Genomic DNA, 18,171 nt, shown 5'->3' with positions numbered 1-18,171 from the left:
TCAACCTCAATCCTGGGCGGTGGCGAGGCTGCGGTAGAGATAGGCAGCAAGGGCTGCATTGCCGATGCTGACAAAGGTCGACGCAACGGCTGCCACCAGCCCGGCGGCGAACTTGCCCAACGCGGCCAATCCGAACAATGTGAGCACCGAGCCCACGGCACTGCCGACGCCGCCGGCAATGAGGCTGAGGCCGAAGATGCCCAGGATCGCCACCAGGAAAAAGCCGAAGATCGCCCAACCCGCCGGACGCGTGAGCTCCCAGCTGCGCCGGACCATTGCCACCGGGCTGCCGCGCGGGCTGACAATGGCGAGCGGCATCACCAACAGCAACCGTGATGCCACGTACAGGCCGGGGAGCACAAGCAGCAGCATGGCGACGCCGGTCGGGATGGCCGCGAGCGCAAGCGCTGCCAGATAGACCGGCCAGGCGGCGAAGGCGCCGGCCAGCGCCGCGCGGGGCGGGGCGCCGGGCCGGAGCAGCAGGTGAACCACCGCCAGCTGGCCAAGGCTGGCAATGATCGTCGGCACCAGGACCAGCCAGAACAGCGTTGTTGTTGTGATACCATCGGCATCCGCAGGCGGGGTGGGGCCGAAGGTGCGAAGGGCTATGTCGACAAGCAGCGTGAACGGCGCCGCCACCGCAAACAGTTCGGACATGCGACCGCCGAGCGGCGCCGTCATCCCCTGCCAGATGCCGCCGAAGCGGACCGTGCTCACGAAAAATTCAGCTGGCTGACGGTTGCGCGCCAGCTTCCTTTAGCAGGTCGGTCAGTTCGCCCGCCTGGTACATTTCCATCATGATGTCCGACCCGCCGACAAATTCGCCGCCGATGTAGAGCTGCGGGATGGTCGGCCACTCCGAATAGCTCTTGATGCCCTGGCGAATCTCCATGTCGGCGAGCACATCGACCGTCTCAAAAGCGACGCCGAGCCGCTCGAGGATGGCGATGGCAGTGCTCGAAAAGCCGCACTGCGGGAAGAAGGGGGTGCCCTTCATGAAAAGCACCACCGGATTGGCAGTGACGATTTCGGATATACGGGCGTGAACAGGATCGGTCATCAACTGGCTCCTCAAGCGGGAATGGTGGTGAGTTTGAGCGCGTGGAGCACGCCGCCCATGCGCCCGCCCAGCGCATTGTACACGAGCTGGTGCTGCCTTACGCGACTCAGCCCCTGGAACTGCGGGGCGGTGACGACCGCCGCCCAATGATCGCCATCGCCGGCAAGATCGGTGAGCGCCACATCGGCTCCCGGCAAGGCATCGCGAATCGCTGCGTCGATTTCATGGGCGGCCATCGGCATCGATCAGCCGTTCGTGATCTGCTGGCGGGCAACCTCGGCCGTCTCCAGCAGCTTGGCACGGATCGTCGTCTCATCGACGCCAGCCGGCGCCAGATCGGCGACCAGCTTGCGGACGACGTCTTCGTCACCGGCTTCTTCCAGATCGGCAATCACCACCGATTTGGCATAGGCTTCGGTTTCGGTCGCATCGAGGCCGAGAAAGCCGGCGGCCCATTCGCCCACCAGCCGGTCGCGCCGCGCCAGGACGCGAAACAGCGTTTCGGCATCATGGGCGAACTTGTTTTCGTAGGCGTCCTTGCGGTCGTCGAAGCTGGTCATGAAGCACTCCTGATATGGTACTCCAGATAGGGCCGGCATTGCAGCGCTGCAAGCGCCGCGCTATGAGAGAGGTGTTGCCCCGGGGTGCGCCATTTCGGCCAGCTCCGGGGCTTTGAGTTTTCCGCAACGTTTCTGCCCTGCGGTTTCGGGGCCAAGTTTCAACCAAGGTCCGCCCGCCCGCATGCGGACCATCAGGAGGATGGCCATGACCCGGCGTCGCCAGATTTACGAGGGCAAGGCCAAGATCCTTTACGAAGGGCCGGAGCCCGGCACGATCATCCAGTATTTCAAGGATGATGCTACTGCTTTCAACGCCCAGAAGAAGGGCACCATCTCGGGCAAGGGGGTGCTCAACAACCGCATTTCCGAGCATCTGTTCACGCTGCTGGCCACGATCGGTATTCCCACCCACTTCATCCGCCGCCTCAACATGCGCGAACAGCTGGTGCGGCAGGTCGAGATCATCCCGATCGAGGTGGTGATCCGCAATGTGGCCGCCGGCAGCCTCGCCAAGCGCTTCGGGATCGAGGAGGGCACTACCCTGCCCCGCACGATCATCGAATATTATTACAAGGACGATGCGCTCAATGACCCGATGGTCACCGAGGAGCACATCGCCGCTTTCGGCTGGGCGAGCCAGGAGGAGATGCACGATATCGCCGACATGGCGATCCGGGTGAACGACTTCATGGCGGGGCTGTTCGCCGGCGTCGGTATCCGGCTGGTCGATTTCAAGCTTGAGTTCGGCCGGCTTTTTGACGGCGAATATGCGCGGGTGATCCTGGCCGACGAGATTAGCCCCGACGGCTGCCGGCTGTGGGACCTGAAGACCAACGAGAAGCTGGACAAGGACCGGTTCCGCCGGGACATGGGCGGTGAGGCCGAGGCCTATCAGGAAGTGGCGCGGCGGCTGGGGCTGATGCCCGAGGACGACGCTTCGGTGCTCGACCTCGACGAGCATCGCAAGTCGCGCGGCAAGTAACGCGGTTCAGGCCGCGATCGGCTTCAAGCGCGGGACCCCCGCGGCAAAGGCGATGGCGCCCGTCACCATGATGGCGGCGGTGGCCCAAAAGGCAGGCGCATAGCCGGCGGCGTCGACGATCATGCCAACCATTACCGGGCCGATGACGCCCGAGAGGTTGCCCACACCCGCTTGCAGCCCTACCCAGCGCCCGGCGGATTCGGGGCCGGCGAGGGTCTGGCCGGCGGTGAAGAGCAGGTTGGGCAGCGGCCCGAAGCCGATGCTCGCCACTACCAGCCAGATGATAAGCAGCGGCGTGCTGGCAGTGCCGGGCAGCGCCAGCACGGCGGTGGTGGCGATTGCCATGCAGAGCAAAAGTAGCGTCTTGCGGATGGTCGAGGCATCGCGACCCTGTGTGATCATCCGGTCGGACACGACTGCCGCAACCCAGCCGCTGACTGCCTGCACCAGGTAGAAAAGCCCGGTGATCAGCGCCATGTCGGTGATGTCGAACCCGCGCACGCGCACCAGCCACAGCGGCAGCCACGCGATGAGGAAATAAATGCCGTGGCTGGCGCAGATGTGGAGCACCGTCATCGCCCAGAGCTGCGGGAGTTGCACCAGCCGCAGCCACGACATGGTGGGCAGCGGTTGTGCGGCGCCCGGTTGGTCGACCTCGGAACGGCGCCCGGCCCAGGGCACCAGCCACAGCAGCGTGGCAAGGCCGAAGACGATGAACATCGGCCGCCAGCCATAGCGCGCGAGGATGAAGCCGCCGGCGAGGGTGCCGATGAACGGGCCGAGTGCGATGCCCAGCCCGAGCGAGATATTGGCACGGCCGCGCCCCGCCTCGGGCGTGCGGGCGATGATCTTCGAGCCGCAGGGGAAGGCCACGCCCTCGCCCAACCCCATCATCAGCCGCAGGATGATGAGCACCGTGACCGACCCCGCCAGACCGATGGCGGCGGTGGCGAGCGCCCAGACTGCGACCCCGGCCGCCATCAGCCGGTGCACCGAGCCGCGATCGGCAAGCCAGCCGGCGAGTGCGAGGCACGGCACATAGGTCCAGTAGAAGGCCGAGACGATGACGCCATAGCCGGTGGCAGAGAGCTTGAGCTCGGACTGGATGAGAGGGGCGGCCACAGAAACGGCGCCGCGATCGATATAGTTGAGCGCGATCGACAGGCCGATCAGCCAGATGAGGCTGCGGCTCGGTGCGATCGGTCGTGTGGCCCCCATGATGCGAGATTGGGCGGAGCGGCGGCGCGCGTCAATTGCTTGCGGGGACAGCAGCAGGGGATTAAGGCGCATGCCATGAAAGCCCGTCTCACCATCACCCTCAAATCCGGCGTTCTCGATCCGCAGGGGCGCGCCATCCAGGCAGCCCTTGGTGGGCTGGGGTTTGACGGCGTGGGGGATGTGCGTGCCGGCAAGGTGATCGAGCTCGAGCTCGCAGAGGGAACACCGCCAGAAACTATCGATGCCATGTGCCGGCAGCTGCTCGCCAACACGGTGATGGAGAATTACCGGGTGGAGCTGCTGTGAAGAGCGCCGTCATCGTCTTTCCCGGTTCCAACTGCGACCGCGATCTGGCGGTGGCGATCGAGCTGGTGACCGGCGTCAAGCCGGCGATGGTCTGGCATGCCGAGACCGAGCTTCCGAATGGCACTGACCTTGTGGCGCTGCCGGGCGGCTTCTCGTTCGGGGATTATCTGCGCTCGGGTGCGATGAGTGCGCGCTCGGCGATCATGCGTGCAGTTGCGGATGCAGCAGACGAAGGGCGGATGGTGCTCGGCGTTTGCAATGGTTTTCAAGTGCTTACCGAGGCGGGGTTGCTGCCCGGCGCGCTGATGCGCAACGCCGGGCTGGATTTCGTCTGCCGCGACGTGGCGCTCGATGTCGTCAACAGCCAGACGGCGTTTACCAGCCTTTACGGTGCGGGCGAGCGGATCAGCATTCCCGTCGCACACCATGACGGCAATTACTTCGCCGATGCCACCACGCTCGACCGGCTGGAAGGCGAAGGCCGGGTGGTGTTCCGCTACGGCGAGAACGTCAACGGCTCGGCGCGCGACATTGCCGGCATCATCAACGATCGCGGCAATGTTCTGGGGCTGATGCCGCATCCCGAGCGCGTGGTCGAAGCAGCACATGGCGGGACCGATGGGCGCCGGCTGTTCGAAGGACTCGTCGGGGCGCTGGCGGCGGCCTGAGGGGCAAGGCGGGTCGGTTGAGGGTGCTCGACGGCCAGAATAGGCGCATCAAAGGGTCTTTTCGGTATCAGATTCTGGTCTTGAAGGGCGTGAAGTCAGTTCGCGTATCGAAAACGTCCAGCCCTTCGGCGCGCTTGAACCAGCCGACCACGCGGTAGGTGACCGGTGTGAGCGCAGCTTCCCACGCCACCTTCAGCGCATAGTTGGTGAGCAGGACCTGGAAGACGAGGCTGTTCTCCCACACACCCCAGAAGGCCAGCGGATAGAAGATCAGGCTGTCCACCCCCTGCCCCACCACGGTGCTGCCGATGGTGCGGGTCCAGAGGTGCTTGCCGCCGGTGAGCAGCTTCATCCGCGCCATGACGAAGGCGTTGGCCATTTCGCCGGCCCAGAAGGCGAGGATGGAGGCGAAGAAGATGCGCGGCACCTGGCCGAACACCGTTGCCAGCGCGGCCTGGCCCTCATAGCCGGGAGCGGGAGGCAGGGTGACGACGAACCAGCTCATCGCGGCGGCGAAGATCGAGGCGCCGAAGCCGACCCAGACGACGCGGCGGGCGCGGGCGAAGCCATAGACTTCGGTGAGCACGTCTCCCAGCACATAGCTCAGCGGGAAGAACAGGATGCCCGCTCCGAAGACCAGCGGGCCGTAGAAGGGCAGCTCGACTTGCGCGGGCTTGGCGGCGCCGATGAGGTTGGAGCAGATGAGGATGACCGCGAAGGCTGCCATGGCGAAATCATAGTAACGCAGCGGCCGACCGTGCAGCGCTTCGGCATCGATCGGCGTGATGGCGGTTTCTTTGTTCATGTTGCCTCTTGTCGCGCTGCCTTGGGCGCTGCGCAAGAGGGCGGCGCAAACGCCGCAGCCGGCCGGATCAGGCCACCGAGTCGAGAAAGTCGATGAGCGCCTTCTCATCGGCTTCGAGCGCGCCTTCGAAGCTGCCGTGCAAGGCGCCGGCACGCCAGCCTTCGAAGACCTGCGGGTGGATATAGGCGGCGCGGCAGACCGCCGGCGTGTTGCCGAGCGCCGTGGCGGTGGTCTTCACGCAGGCCGCGATCGCGCGCTTGGCTGCCGTGTCGCTCAGTGGTGGATCGGCCACGGCGAGGGTGCGCGCCGCGGCCAGGGTGGCGGCCCAGGTGCGGAAATCCTTGGCAGTGATGTCCGCGCCGGAAATCTGGCGCAGATAGTCGTTCACATCGCCCGAGCCGATGGCGTGCGGGGTGCCATCCTCGTCCTCATAGCGGAACAACCGCTGGCCGGGCAGTTCGCGCAGCCGCTTGATGACGGTGCGGGCGCGGCGATCGGTGATTCGCGTGCGGTGGCGCACGCCGCTCTTGCCGCGAAAATCGAACAATAGTGCGGCACCATCCTTCTTCAGATGGCGGGAGCGCAGCGTGGTAAGGCCGAAGCTCTTGTTGGTGCGGGCATAATCCTCGTTGCCGATACGAATGAGCGTGGTTTCGAGCAGCCGCACGATGGTCGCGAGCACCAGTTCGCGCGAAAGGTTGCGCCGCGCCAGATCATGATCGACCGCAGCGCGGATTGCCGGCAGCGCACGGCCGAAGGCGGCCATCTGCGCAAATTTGGCGACCGTCTGATGCGCATGCCAGTCAGCATGGTAGCGATACTGCTTGCGGCCGCGCGCATCGCGCCCGGTCGCCTGGATGTGGCCGCGCGGATCGGGGCATATCCAGACCTGCTGCCAGGCAGGCGGCAGGACGAGGGCGGTGATGCGCGCCAGCGTCGACGTGTCGGCAAGCTTGCTGCCATCGGGATTGGTGTAACGAAAGCGGCCGGGTTTCCCGATTCGGGCTATGCCCGGCTCTTCGTCGGTCGAATAATGCAGGCCGGCCTCGCGCGCCGCGGCGGCGTTATCGGACGGGGGTGTGGCGAATGCCATGATCGCCCAACCGGGCGTGCCGGCATCGGTTCCACGTTCTTTTTATGTTCCGCTTCTGATATACTCGACCCATGGACGATTCGCGGCCTCTTCGCTGGTTGTATCTCGATCTCAACAGCTATTTCGCCAGCGTGGAGCAGCAGCTCGACCCGCGGCTGCGCGGCCGCCCCGTGGTGGTGGCGCCGGTGGACACCGACAGCACCTCGGCGATCGCGGCAAGCTATGAAGCCAAGGCCTATGGCATCCGCACCGGCACCAAGATCTGGGAGGCCAAGGCAAAGTGCCGTGATCTCATCGTGGTGCCGGGACAGCATGAGCACTATGTGCGCTTCCACCACCGGATCATCGAGGAAGTGGGGCGGCATGTGCCCGTCTATGCCGTCTGCTCGATCGACGAGGTGGCGTGCCGGCTGCTCGACAATGAGAACAGCGAGGCGGCGGTGCGGCGCATCGCGGCAGCGATCAAGGCCGGCATCCGCGCCAATGTCGGCGAATGCCTCACCTCGTCGATCGGCGTGGCGCCCAACCGGCTGCTGGCGAAGATGGCTGCCGACATGCAGAAACCCGACGGGCTGACGATCGTCCCCGCCGAGGCCATCGACGGCCGGCTGAAGGCGCTCAAGCTGAACGATATTCCCGGCGTGGGACGCAACATGGAAGCTCGGCTGGCGGCCGCCGGCGTGGTGACGATGGAGCGGCTGTTGCAGCTTGATGCCCGCCAGGCGCGGCAGGCCTGGGGCAGCGTGTGGGGCGAGCGGATGTTCTGGTTGCTGCAGGGCCAGGAGCTGCCCGAGCTGGAGACGGTCAACCGCTCGATCGGCCACAGCCATGTGCTTGGGCCGGACAAGCGACCCCTGGCTGCCGCGCGGCTGGTGACGCGGCGGCTGCTCGCCAAGGCGGCGACACGTCTGCGGCGCGCGGAGAAGCGCTGCAGCCGGCTGGGGCTGAGCGTGAAGCTGGAGGCGGCGCGCGGCGAGAAGCCGTTGAAATGGAGCGCGGAGGTTCGGCTGCCGCCGGTGATGGACACCCCTGCCCTGCTCCATGCGCTCGAAGGGTTGTGGAACCGCATGACGGGTGAACTCGCGGCCCGGCGGCTGCTCCAGGTGGGCGTGGTGCTCGCGGACCTGACTGCCGCCGATGCCGTGCAGCCGGGGCTCTTCGACGCCGGGGCGGTGCGCGACGAACGCCGGGCGCTGGCGTTGAGCCAGGCGATGGACAAGGTCAACGCCCGCTTCGGCCGCGATGCGGTGACGATGGGCCACGACCGCATGGGAGCGGTAAAGTCATCAGGGCCGCGGATTGCGTTCACCCGCATTCCCGAACTTGCCGAATTCAGGGAGTGAACCTCTCTCCACTTGTCGGAGACGCGATATTGTTCCATGAGGCGCGCCAAGTTTCTGCAAGGACAGTTTCATGGCCTATGGTTTTCTCGTACTGCTCCTCCTCGGTACATCTACTGCTGCCATGGCGCAGCCGGCGCCCGGCGTGCCCGCCACCGCCCAGCGCAGCGCTTCTGCACCGCCGCGGCAGCCGGACTGGGTGCTTGGGATTGGCGTCGCACCCCTTTACGGCCCGGCCTGGCAGGGCAGCCGCGATCAGGCGCTGTCGGTCTTTCCCGATCTGCGGTTGAACTACCGGGATGATGTTTTTCTGTCGGTGCCCGATGGTCTGGGCTGGAACGCCGTGAATGTTCGCGACGGTCAGGGAGGCGGGTGGAAGCTCGGCCCGCTGGTGAAGCTCCGCTTCGGGCGGCAGGAGAGCAACGGCGGCTCGCCGTTTCTCGTGAGCGGCGGCAGCACGGCGCTGCGCGGCATGGGCGATATCGGCGTGGCGGGCGAGGCCGGGGGCTTTGCGCAGCTCGGCTTCGCCAAGGGTCGTGCAAGGTTGCGCGCCGAGGTTCGGCAGGGATTCGGCGGGCACGATGGTCTGGTCGCCGACACGCTGTTTGCCTGGTCCGACGCCATCGGCGGGCAGCGTTCGGGGTGGCGCTACGGCCTTGGTACCCGTGCCGCCTGGGGCGATTCGGCGTTCACCAACACGTATTTCGGCGTCAATGCCCGCCAGGCGGCAGCCACCGGCCTGCCGCGCTTTCGCACCGGCAGCGGGCTGGTTTCGGCGGGGCTGAACGGCTCGGTGACGCGCATCCTCGGCCCGCGGGGTCGTGACGGCGCGTTGACACTGTTCGCAAGCCAGGATTGGCTCGCCGATACGGTCGCCGATTCGTCGCTCATCCGGCAGCGTGGCCAGCGCGGGCAAACTGCGGTGGGGATGAGCTACGGCTATCGCTTCAGTTGGGACTGATAACCGACGTCAGTGCAGCTTCAGCTTGGGCCGCACCACCTGGTTGACATGGCCGATGACGAGCAGGCTCATGCCCTTGATCCAGCCATGGATGGCGAAGAGGTGCATCCGGTAGAGGCTGACATAGACGAAGCGCGCCAGCCGGCCCTCGATCGCCATGCGACCGCCGACGAGATTGCCCATCAGGCTGCCAACGGTGGTGTAGCGCGCGAGGCTGACGAGTGAGCCATTGTCCTTGTAGATGAAAGGCTTGAGATCGCGGCCCTCGATCATCGCGCGGATGTTGCGATAGGCGGTGGTGGCCATCTGGTGCGCGGCCTGGGCACGCGGCGGGATCGGCTTGCCGCCTTCTTCGGGAACGAAATGGGCGCAATCGCCGATCGCGAACACACGGTCGTCGCGGCTGGTCTGCAGCGTTGGGTGGACGACGAGCTGGTTGTTTCGCGTTGTCTCCAGCCCGCCGATGTGCGCGAGGAAGTCCGCCCCCTTCACCCCGGCGGCCCAGACCTTGATGTCGGCGGGGATCATCTCGCCGCCGGCGGTCTCGATCCCGGCTTCGGTGGCGGCGGTGACCTTGGTGCCGGCGAGCACGCGGACGCCCAGCGCTTCGAGTTCGGCAGTGGCGGACGCGGCCAGCTTGTCAGGAAGGGCTGGCAGGATTCGCGGGCCGGCTTCGATGAGGGTGACCTGCAGGCGCTTCTCGTCGAAGACTTCGAGGCCGTAATAGCCGAGTGCGGTGGCGGCGGAATAAAGCTCGGCGGCAAGCTCCACGCCGGTGGCGCCGCCGCCGACGATGGCGACACGGGCAAAGGCATCCGACGCCGGATCGAGCGTCATCTGCCGGGACACGCGCAGGCACTGGTTGAGCAGCTTGCGGCGAAAGCGATCGGCGTCCTTGCGGCTTTCGAGGCTGAGGCAATGTTCCTTGACGCCCGGCGTGCCGAAATCATTGGACACCGAGCCGACCGCCAGCACCAGATAATCATAGCGGATGCGGTGGCGGCCGATCACTTCCGAGCCATCCTCGTCCATGATCGGGGCGATGACGATCTGCTGGGCATCGCGATCGATGCTTTCCAGCGCGCCGTCGAAATAGCGATAGCCCCAGCGGAAGGCATGGGCGCGATAGCCCACCTCGTCGAGATTGGCATCGAGCGAGCCGGCGGCGACCTCGTGGAGCAGCGGCTTCCAGATATGGCTGGTGTTGCGATCGACGAGGATGATGTCGAAATCCTGCGCATCATAGTGGCTGGCGAGCTTGCGCACGAGTTCGAGGCCGCCGGCACCGCCGCCGACGATCACGATCTGGGTCTTGCGGCCGTCGGGCCGGGTGCGGGGCATGCGTGCACCTTGTTCAGCTGGGATCCTAACCCATAGCGCCCGATGGGGAATTGCCAAGACGCGATTGTGTATTATATCGGCAATACGGCATGTCGGGAGGCGAGAATGGGGACGCTCGATTGGACGTTGATTGCCTGGGTGACGCTCGGGGTATTGATCTTCAACTTCATTCCTTCTGTCATTGCCTTTGCGCGGCGGCATCCCGATCGGCGGATGCTGGCGCGGCTCAACATCCTTTCGCTGCTGTCGTTGCTGCTCTGGGCGGCGCTGCTGGTCTGGGCGGTGGGTGGCAAGAAGAATGATTCCGTCATCAGCCGCTTCGTCCATGCCGAGCGGAACAAGCCGTTGCTCATCGGGCTGGTGGTGTTGCTGGTTGCCGGCGGTGCTGCGGTAGGGGTGGCGGGCATCACCACATGACAAGCGGCGGGCGAGCCGCTATCCGCGCCGCATGAGCCCAGCCGAACCCGCCATCACCCCGCAGATCGTCGCCGACCATGGCTTCACGCCCGAGGAATACGAGCGGGTGCTCGCCGCGATGGGCCGCGAGCCCAACATGCTCGAGCTGGGCATCTTTTCGGTGATGTGGTCCGAACATTGCAGCTACAAGTCTTCGCGGATGCATCTGGCGAAGCTGCCCACGCAAGCACCCTGGGTGATCTGCGGGCCGGGCGAGAATGCCGGCGTGATCGACATCGGCGATGGTGATGCTGCCATCTTCAAGATGGAAAGCCACAACCATCCGAGCTTCATCGAGCCCTATCAGGGGGCGGCGACCGGCGTGGGCGGCATCTTGCGCGATGTGTTCACCATGGGGGCGCGGCCGATCGCCAACATGAACGCGCTGCGCTTCGGCGCCATCGATGCGCCGCGGATGCGGCATCTGGTGAAGGGCGTGGTGGCCGGCATCGGCGGCTATGGCAATTGCGTCGGTGTGCCGACGGTGGGGGGAGAAACGATCTTCCACCCGAGCTACAATGGCAACATCATCGTCAACGCGATGACCGTGGGGATCGCGAAGGCCGACAAGATTTTCTACTCGGCGGCAGCGGGCATCGGCAATCCGGTCATCTATGTCGGCTCCAGGACCGGCCGCGACGGCATCCATGGCGCGACAATGGCCTCGGCCGAGTTCGACGAGAACAGCGACGAGAAGCGCCCCACCGTGCAGGTGGGCGACCCGTTTACCGAGAAGCTGCTGATCGAGGCGTGCCTCGAACTGATGGCATCGGATGCGATCGTGGCGATTCAGGACATGGGGGCAGCGGGGCTGACCTCGTCGAGCGTGGAGATGGCGTCGAAGGGCGGGGTGGGCCTCCGGCTCGATCTCGACCGCGTGCCGTGCCGCGAGGCGAGGATGACGCCCTATGAGATGATGCTTTCGGAGAGCCAGGAGCGGATGCTGATGGTGCTGAAGCCCGGGCGCGAGGATTTTGCCGAAGCCATTTTCGCCAAATGGGGGCTGGATTTCGCGGTGATCGGCGAAGTGGTGGCCGGTGGCGACCTGACGATGACCTTCCACGGCGAGGAAGTGGGGCGGATTCCGCTCGAGCCGCTGGCCGACGCCGCGCCGAAATATGACCGGCCCTGGGTGCGCACGCCGCCGCGCGCGCTGCTCGGCGATGTGCCCGGGGGCGACGATGTGGGGGGGGACCTGCTGCGGCTGATGGGCAGTGCGGACCTTTGCTCGCGGGCGTGGATCTGGGAGCAATATGACCATATGGTCGGCGCCGACACGGTGCAGCGGCCGGGCGGCGATGCCGCGGTGGTGCGCGTGCACGGCACGGCCAAGGCGCTGGCGCTGACCACCGATTGCACGCCGCGCTACTGCTTTGCCGACCCTGTGGAGGGCGGCAAGCAGGCGGTGGCGGAGAGCTGGCGCAACCTGATTTCGGTGGGGGCAAGGCCATTGGCGATCACCAACTGCCTCAACTTCGCCAGCCCGCAGAACCCGGTGGTGATGGGGCAGCTGGTGGGGTGCATCGAGGGGATGGCCGAGGCGTGCAGGGCGCTCGACTATCCGGTCGTGTCGGGCAATGTGAGCCTTTACAACGAAAGCCGTGCAACCGGCGGCGGGGCGGCGATCATGCCCACCCCGGCGATCGGCGGGGTGGGGCTGATCGCCGACTGGACCAGGGTGATGACGCTCGGGTTCAAGGCCGAGGGCGAGGACATCTGGCTGGTGGGCGAGGACGGCGGGCATCTGGGCCAGTCCCTGTGGCTGCGCGAATTGCATGGCCGCGAGGAGGGGACGCCGCCGGCGGTCGACCTGGCGGCCGAGCGCGCGGCGGGAGATTATGTGGCGGGGCTTATCGCCGACGATCTTGTGACGGCGGTGCATGACCTTTCGGATGGCGGGCTGCTGGTGGCGCTGGCGGAGATGGCGCTGGCTGGTGGCATCGGTGCGGAGGTGGAGGCGATGAACGCGGGTGCTGCGTTCGGCGAAGACCAGGGGCGGTATCTCGTGACGGTGGCAGCCGGAACGGAGTTGCCGGCGGGTGCTGTTCCGGTGCGGCGGATCGGGCGGACGGGCGGCGCGCTGGTGGCGGGAATCGCGCTGGCGGCGCTGCGGGCGGCACACCGCGAGGCGCTGCCGGCGATGCTGCACGGCGCCACTTGAATCACGGCTCGGCAGGGCCACATTTCCAGGTGGCAGCATGGCGCTGCGGGAGTGACGGCGTTGGCGACTGCGATGTTTTCGAACGTGCAGCTGGCGGAGTGGGCCGGGCGTGAGCCTGCGGCAGTGCGGCGGCGTGTCGAGGCGGCCGAGCGGCTGCTCGAGCGGGTGACGGTGATCCCGGGCACGCGCATTCCGGTCGGGCTCGATGCATTGATGGGGTTTATCCCGGTGATCGGCGATCTCGCCGCCGGGGCGATGGGGCTTTACATCGTGTGGGAGGCGCGCAACCTCGGGCTGCCGCGCTGGACGATCGCGCGAATGCTGGCGAATGTCGGCTTCGACACGATGGTGGGTGCGGTGCCGCTGGTGGGCGACGCCTTCGATGTGCTGTTCCGCTCGAACACGAAGAATTTGCGGCTGATCAAGCGGCACCTCGACAAGCACCACCCCGGCACTGCGGTCATCGACGCCCTTTAGGCGAAGTCCAGCCCGATATCGGCGGCGGGCGCGCTCTGGGTGATGCGGCCGACGCTGATATAGGTGACGCCGGTTTCGGCGATGGCGCGGATGGTCTGCAGGTTGACGCCGCCCGACGCTTCCGACGGGACGCGGCCGGCAATGATCGCGAGCGCCTGGCGCAGCACCGGCGGCGGCATGTTGTCGAGCAGCAGCCGGTCAGCGCCGGCGGCCAGCGCAGGCTCGATCTGGTCGAGCGTATCGACTTCGACGACGATGCCGCTCAGCCCGGCGGCCTTGGCGGCGCTGACGGCAGCTTCGACCGAACCGGCGACGGCGATGTGATTGTCCTTGATGAGCACGCCATCATCGAGCCGCAGCCGGTGGTTGGTGGCGCCGCCCATGCGTGTGGCGTATTTCTCGAGCATTCGCATCCCGGGCAGCGTCTTGCGCGTGTCGAGCAGCGTGGCGCCGGTGCCGGCGATCGCATCGACATGCGCGCGGGTGAGCGTGGCGATTCCGGTCAGATGCTGGGCGGTGTTCAGCGCGCTGCGTTCCGCCGCCAGCACGGCTCGGGCGTTGCCGCGAATCGTCATCAGCACGGTGCCGGGGGGAACGGCGGTGCCCTCCGCGGCATGGGTGGTGATCTCGGCATCCGGATCGAGCGCCTGGAAAAACATCGCGGCGACGGGAAGGCCGGCGACGGTCACGGCATCGCGGCTGTTCATCACCGCGGTGAGCATGGCATCGGCGGGGATGGTGGCGGCCGACGTGATGTCGCCCCCCTGCCCCAGATCCTCGGCGAGCGTGGCGGCGATGAAGCCGGGCAGGTCGAAATCCTCAATCACCACGAACGGGCACGTCCGAGACTGCCGACGCCATCTCGAGCATCCGGTCGAGGCTGATCTTTGCCTTCACGCGAACATCTTCGGGCACGGTGATCTCCGGCTTGAGGTCACGGAGTGCGAGATGCAGCTTTTGCAGCGTGTTGAGCGCCATGTACGGGCACATGTTGCAGCCGCAATTGCCGTCCGCTCCCGGTGCGCCGATGAAGGTCTTGTGCGGGGCCTTCAGCTGCATCTGGTGAATGATGTTGGGCTCGGTGGCGACGATGACGACCGGCTCGGGCGAATTCAGCGCATAGTTGAGGATGCCGCTGGTGGCGCCGACGTAATGCGCCAGATCGAGGATCGCTTCGGGGCATTCGGGGTGCGCCAGCACCGGGGCGGCGGGGTGCAGCGCCTTGAGCTTGAGCAACTCGGTCACCGAGAATCGCTCATGGACGATGCAGCTGCCGTCCCAGAGCAGCATGTCGCGGCCGGTCTTGCGGTTGAGCCAGGCGCCGAGGTGCTTGTCGGGGGCGAACAGGATCTTCTGGTCGCGCGGCAGCTGGTTGATGATCTTTTCGGCCGAGCTCGAGGTGACGATGATGTCGCTCTCCGCCTTCACCGCCGCCGAGCAGTTGATGTAGGTGAGGCTGATGTGATCGGGGTGGGCGCGGCGGAAGCGCGCAAAGTCCTCGGGCGGGCAACTGTCTTCGAGGCTGCAACCGGCCTTGAGGTCGGGCAGCACCACGATCTTCTGCGGACTGAGGATCTTCGCCACTTCGGCCATGAACTTGACGCCGCAAAAGGCGATGACATCGGCATCGGTGGCAGCGGCCTTGCGGCTGAGATCGAGGCTGTCGCCGACGAAATCGGCAAGGTCCTGGATTTCCGGGTCCTGGTAATAATGCGCCAGGATGACGGCGTTCTTCTCCTTTGCCAGCCGCCTGATCTCGGCCTTCAGGTCGAGCTGGGTGCCGGAAGCGTTTTGCGGGATACCCCCAAGCGGGTTCAAGCGAGCGTCCATGGCTATTCCTGTGGCGGGGTGGTGAGGTCGGGCCTGGGCGGGGTCACGAAGGTGACCTTGACCCTGGCATCGGCATGGCCCGCGGTGATGAGCGGCAGCAGGAAAAGCCGGCCGATCGTGTCCCGCGCGGCCTCGTCGGCGAGATCGACCAATCCCCGGCTTGCACCCTGCGCGCGCATGTTGGCGGCGACGGCGGCGCGGTTGGCGGTGTCGAACGCCTTTTCGACATCGGTGAAGGCGAGCAGCAGCGCGCCATCCTTGTATTCGGTGGTGCGGGTGAGATCGACCTCGGGGCCGGCGATGACCGGGCGCGGTGCGAAGATGGTCAGCGTTTGCTCTTCCTTGTTCCACCGCATCGTTTCCAGCTTGAGCGCCGACAGATCGACCTCATAGCGGATGGTACCGGGGATGATGAGCGTCTTCGAAGCCGAGAGCAGCCCGCCGAGCCGCTGCTGGCGCGAAGTGATGGTGCTGTTGAGCCGCGCGGTCATCACCGTCAGCCGCTGCTGGCGCTGGATCGCCTGCAGCGTGGTGTCGGCAACGCTGAGCACCGGCGCGCGGCCACCGAGCCAGGAGGGCAAATATTCGGGGATGAGGGTGACGGCGGCGAACGCCAGCACCAGGCCAGCCACGAGGCCGAGGAGAACACGAATCATGCGAGGGTCCAATGGTCATCTGCAGGCACGACAAGGCCGCGCGCCTGCAGATCGAAAAGATGCGCCAGCACCGAGCGGCCGGCGGCGGGGTGAAGGCGCTTGTCGACGCCCGAATACATGGCTGCGACCATCACCGGGATCGCCTGCGGGCCGCCTGCGAGATGCTTCAGTATCTGCGTCTCGCGCTGCTTGCGGTGGGTGATGAGGCCGCGAACGAAGCGCTGCGGATCGGTGACCGCTTCGCCGTGCGTGGGATGGTAGATGCGGTCCTCGCGCTCGAGCAGCTTGCGCAGGCTGGCCATATAGGCGGTCATGTTGCCATCGGGCGGCGCCACCACGGTGGTGGACCAGCCCATGACATGATCGCCCGTGAAAAGGGCGGATTCTTCCGCCAGCGCGAAGCAGAGGTGGTTGCTGGTGTGGCCCGGCGTGGCGACGGCAGTGAGCGTCCAGCCGGGGCCGGAGACGCTGTCGCCTTCGGCCATCACCGCATCGGGGGCGTAGCTCGGGTCGAAGCCGGCATCGGCACGCGGGCCGTCATCGGCGAGCACCAGCGGCGCGCAGCCGATGATCTGCGCCCCGGTGGCGGCCTTGATGGCGGGCGCTGCAGGGCTGTGGTCCATATGCGTGTGGGTGACGAGGATATGGCTCACCGTTTCACCCGCCAGCCCTTCGAGCAGGGCGGCGATGTGCGCCGGATCGGCAGGGCCAGGATCGATGACCGCCACCGTGCCATGGCCCACGACAAAGGTGCCGGTGCCGGTGAAGGTGAAGGGCGAGGGATTGCGCGCCAGCAGCCGGCGCACCAGCGGCGTGCGCGGCACGAGATGACCCCAGGCGGCGGAATCGGGATGGGCTGCAAGGTCCATGCGCGCCTTGTGACAGGCGCCAGCGGTGTTGGGAAGCTTGCGACCCCTTGTGCGGCAGCTTAGCAGGGCGCGAGGAGGCAATTGCAATGCAACACTTCGATGTGCTGATCGTGGGTGCGGGCCATGCCGGGGCAGCGGCGGCGATCGCGCTGCGCCAGCAGGGATTTGCCGGCACCATTGCCATTGCCGGCGAGGAGCCCGAGCTGCCTTACGAGCGGCCGCCGCTTTCCAAGGACTTTCTCGCGGGCGAAAAGAGCTTCGAGCGGATGCTGATCCGGCCCGAAAGCTTCTGGGCGGACCGGAGTGTGACGATGCTGACCAGCTGCCGGATCGATGGCGTGGACGCCGCCGGGCAGGTAGCGACCACCTCGGCGGGAGAGCGGATCGGCTATGGGGAGTTGATCTGGGCGGCCGGCGGAGCGGCACGCCGGCTGGCGTGCGAAGGCCACGACCTGGGCGGCATCCACGCCATCCGCACCCATGCCGATGTCGAGGCGCTGAAGGCTGAGCTCGGCACCGCGATGCGAGTCGTGATTGTCGGCGGCGGCTATATCGGGCTGGAGGCCGCGGCGGTGCTCGCCAAGCGCGGCAAGCAGGTGATCGTGCTGGAGGCGCTCGACCGGGTGCTGGCGCGCGTGGCCGGGCCGCCGCTCTCGCACTTCTACGAGGCGGAGCATCGCGCACACGGCGTCGAGGTGCGCACCGGCGTGTTCGTCACCGCCGTCAGCGGCACCGATGGCCGGGCGGATGGCGTGGTGCTGGAGGGCGGCGAGCGGATTGCTGCCGATCTGGTGATCGTCGGCATAGGCATCGTGCCGGCGGTGGCGCCGCTGCTCGCCGCGGGGGCGGCGGGCACAATGGGCGTGGAGGTGGACGCACTGTGCCGCACTTCGCTGCCGCACATCTTCGCGATCGGGGATTGTGCGGCGCACATCAACAGCTTTGCCGATGATGCCCTGATCCGGCTCGAATCGGTGCAGAACGCCAATGACATGGCCACCACGGTGGCGCGGGTGCTCACCGGCAATCCCAAGCCCTATCATGCAGTGCCCTGGTTCTGGTCCAACCAGTATGACCTGCGGCTGCAGACGGTGGGGCTTTCCACCGGCCATGATGCCACGGTGCTGCGCGGCGACCCTGCGGCACGGGCGTTCAGCCTTGTCTATCTGAAGGACGGCCGGGTGGTGGCGCTCGATTGTGTGAATGCAGCGCGCGACTATGTGCAGGGCAAGGCGCTGGTGGAAGCCGGAAGCCGGATCGACCCTGCGATGCTCGCCGATGTGACGGTGCCGCTGAAGATGCACCATCCGGTTGCCGACCCGCTGGTGCGGGCCGGCCTCGCCTGAGCTTGCAGCGACGTGCGACCTGACAGTTTGCGGCATTCCCAC

21 protein-coding genes are annotated in these 18,171 nt (G+C 66.5%); 9 read left to right on the top strand and 12 right to left on the bottom strand.

The genetic code is table 11. The features are described 5' to 3' along the window. Positions 1-6 precede the first annotated feature (6 nt). The 4 genes from FHS79_RS04045 to FHS79_RS04030 are packed head-to-tail and all read right to left on the bottom strand — an operon-like array spanning position 7 to position 1,620. On the bottom strand, positions 7-717 hold the full coding sequence (locus tag FHS79_RS04045) for a glycerophosphoryl diester phosphodiesterase membrane domain-containing protein (RefSeq protein ID WP_184195778.1): 711 nt from the start codon (positions 715-717) through the stop codon (positions 7-9). Positions 718-724: 7 nt separating this feature from the next. Beyond that, complete coding sequence (grxD, locus tag FHS79_RS04040; protein ID WP_184195775.1) at positions 725-1,060, bottom strand: Grx4 family monothiol glutaredoxin; 336 nt, start codon at positions 1,058-1,060, stop codon at positions 725-727. An 11-nt stretch (positions 1,061-1,071) separates the two neighbouring features. After that, positions 1,072-1,302 (bottom strand): BolA/IbaG family iron-sulfur metabolism protein, encoded by a 231-nt coding sequence (locus FHS79_RS04035; RefSeq protein ID WP_184195772.1) that lies wholly within the window; start codon positions 1,300-1,302, stop codon positions 1,072-1,074. Between the two features lie 3 nt (positions 1,303-1,305). Then, entirely contained in the window at positions 1,306-1,620 is a 315-nt protein-coding gene (locus FHS79_RS04030; protein ID WP_184195769.1) for a DUF1476 domain-containing protein, read from the bottom strand. 205 nt (positions 1,621-1,825) lie between these two features. Here FHS79_RS04030 and purC point away from each other — a divergent pair, with 205 nt between their 5' ends. Beyond that, positions 1,826-2,602, top strand: coding sequence for a phosphoribosylaminoimidazolesuccinocarboxamide synthase (gene purC, locus FHS79_RS04025; protein WP_184195766.1), 777 nt, complete (start codon positions 1,826-1,828; stop codon positions 2,600-2,602). A 6-nt stretch (positions 2,603-2,608) separates the two neighbouring features. On the opposite strand, the gene FHS79_RS04020 is transcribed toward purC, so the two are convergent. Next, complete coding sequence (locus FHS79_RS04020) at positions 2,609-3,820, bottom strand: MFS transporter (RefSeq protein WP_184195763.1); 1,212 nt, start codon at positions 3,818-3,820, stop codon at positions 2,609-2,611. Between the two features lie 75 nt (positions 3,821-3,895). Between FHS79_RS04020 and purS the strand changes: the two genes are divergently transcribed. Both purS and purQ read left to right on the top strand, forming a co-directional pair. Continuing rightward, positions 3,896-4,126: a phosphoribosylformylglycinamidine synthase subunit PurS gene (gene purS, locus FHS79_RS04015; protein WP_184195760.1), complete on the top strand. Its 231-nt coding sequence runs from the start codon at positions 3,896-3,898 to the stop codon at positions 4,124-4,126. Continuing rightward, a complete protein-coding gene (gene purQ, locus FHS79_RS04010; RefSeq protein ID WP_184195758.1) occupies positions 4,123-4,794 on the top strand; it encodes a phosphoribosylformylglycinamidine synthase subunit PurQ in 672 nt (223 codons plus the stop codon). Before purS ends, purQ begins: the two co-directional genes overlap by 4 nt. Before the next feature lie 67 nt (positions 4,795-4,861). Here the strand turns inward: purQ and FHS79_RS04005 are convergent, their stop codons facing one another. Further along, entirely contained in the window at positions 4,862-5,599 is a 738-nt protein-coding gene (locus tag FHS79_RS04005) for a queuosine precursor transporter (protein WP_184195754.1), read from the bottom strand. A gap of 67 nt (positions 5,600-5,666) precedes the next feature. Further along, positions 5,667-6,692 carry a DNA topoisomerase IB gene (locus FHS79_RS04000; RefSeq protein WP_184195751.1) on the bottom strand — a complete coding sequence of 342 codons (1,026 nt, stop codon included), beginning with the start codon at positions 6,690-6,692 and terminating at the stop codon, positions 5,667-5,669. 71 nt (positions 6,693-6,763) lie between these two features. On the opposite strand from FHS79_RS04000, the gene FHS79_RS03995 reads away from it, so the two are divergent. Beyond that, positions 6,764-8,035: a DNA polymerase Y family protein gene (locus FHS79_RS03995; RefSeq protein WP_184195748.1), complete on the top strand. Its 1,272-nt coding sequence runs from the start codon at positions 6,764-6,766 to the stop codon at positions 8,033-8,035. 70 nt (positions 8,036-8,105) lie between these two features. Beyond that, positions 8,106-8,993, top strand: a complete 888-nt coding sequence (locus FHS79_RS03990; RefSeq protein WP_184195745.1) for a MipA/OmpV family protein — start codon at positions 8,106-8,108, stop codon at positions 8,991-8,993. A gap of 9 nt (positions 8,994-9,002) precedes the next feature. On the opposite strand, the gene FHS79_RS03985 is transcribed toward FHS79_RS03990, so the two are convergent. Then, positions 9,003-10,334, bottom strand: coding sequence for an NAD(P)/FAD-dependent oxidoreductase (locus FHS79_RS03985; protein WP_184195742.1), 1,332 nt, complete (start codon positions 10,332-10,334; stop codon positions 9,003-9,005). 105 nt (positions 10,335-10,439) lie between these two features. On the opposite strand from FHS79_RS03985, the gene FHS79_RS03980 reads away from it, so the two are divergent. The 3 genes from FHS79_RS03980 to FHS79_RS03970 all read left to right on the top strand — a co-directional run bounded on the left by FHS79_RS03980 (position 10,440) and on the right by FHS79_RS03970 (position 13,428). Next, a complete protein-coding gene (locus FHS79_RS03980; protein ID WP_184195739.1) occupies positions 10,440-10,751 on the top strand; it encodes a superinfection immunity protein in 312 nt (103 codons plus the stop codon). Between the two features lie 31 nt (positions 10,752-10,782). After that, a complete protein-coding gene (purL, locus tag FHS79_RS03975; RefSeq protein WP_184195736.1) occupies positions 10,783-12,951 on the top strand; it encodes a phosphoribosylformylglycinamidine synthase subunit PurL in 2,169 nt (722 codons plus the stop codon). 72 nt (positions 12,952-13,023) lie between these two features. Next, positions 13,024-13,428 (top strand): DUF4112 domain-containing protein, encoded by a 405-nt coding sequence (locus FHS79_RS03970; RefSeq protein WP_184196102.1) that lies wholly within the window; start codon positions 13,024-13,026, stop codon positions 13,426-13,428. Here FHS79_RS03970 and nadC read toward each other — a convergent pair. From nadC to FHS79_RS03950, 4 genes are read right to left on the bottom strand one after another with little or no spacing between them, the layout of a single operon-like run. Then, complete coding sequence (nadC, locus tag FHS79_RS03965) at positions 13,425-14,258, bottom strand: carboxylating nicotinate-nucleotide diphosphorylase (protein WP_424022259.1); 834 nt, start codon at positions 14,256-14,258, stop codon at positions 13,425-13,427. The genes FHS79_RS03970 and nadC overlap by 4 nt on opposite strands. After that, positions 14,248-15,258 carry a quinolinate synthase NadA gene (nadA, locus tag FHS79_RS03960; protein WP_184195733.1) on the bottom strand — a complete coding sequence of 337 codons (1,011 nt, stop codon included), beginning with the start codon at positions 15,256-15,258 and terminating at the stop codon, positions 14,248-14,250. Before nadA ends, nadC begins: the two co-directional genes overlap by 11 nt. A gap of 2 nt (positions 15,259-15,260) precedes the next feature. After that, positions 15,261-15,914 carry a DUF4230 domain-containing protein gene (locus FHS79_RS03955; RefSeq protein ID WP_184195730.1) on the bottom strand — a complete coding sequence of 218 codons (654 nt, stop codon included), beginning with the start codon at positions 15,912-15,914 and terminating at the stop codon, positions 15,261-15,263. Further along, the gene (locus FHS79_RS03950) at positions 15,911-16,783 is read right to left on the bottom strand and encodes an MBL fold metallo-hydrolase (RefSeq protein WP_184195727.1); all 873 of its coding nucleotides are present in this window, start codon (positions 16,781-16,783) and stop codon (positions 15,911-15,913) included. Before FHS79_RS03950 ends, FHS79_RS03955 begins: the two co-directional genes overlap by 4 nt. A gap of 86 nt (positions 16,784-16,869) precedes the next feature. Here FHS79_RS03950 and FHS79_RS03945 point away from each other — a divergent pair, with 86 nt between their 5' ends. Next, positions 16,870-18,129, top strand: a complete 1,260-nt coding sequence (locus tag FHS79_RS03945; RefSeq protein WP_184195724.1) for an NAD(P)/FAD-dependent oxidoreductase — start codon at positions 16,870-16,872, stop codon at positions 18,127-18,129. The last annotated feature ends 42 nt before the right edge of the window (positions 18,130-18,171 follow it).

It is taken from the genome of Polymorphobacter multimanifer, assembly GCF_014205635.1.
Classification (GTDB): domain Bacteria; phylum Pseudomonadota; class Alphaproteobacteria; order Sphingomonadales; family Sphingomonadaceae; genus Sandarakinorhabdus; species Sandarakinorhabdus multimanifer.
This window is presented reverse-complemented; position numbering and strand designations above follow the sequence as displayed.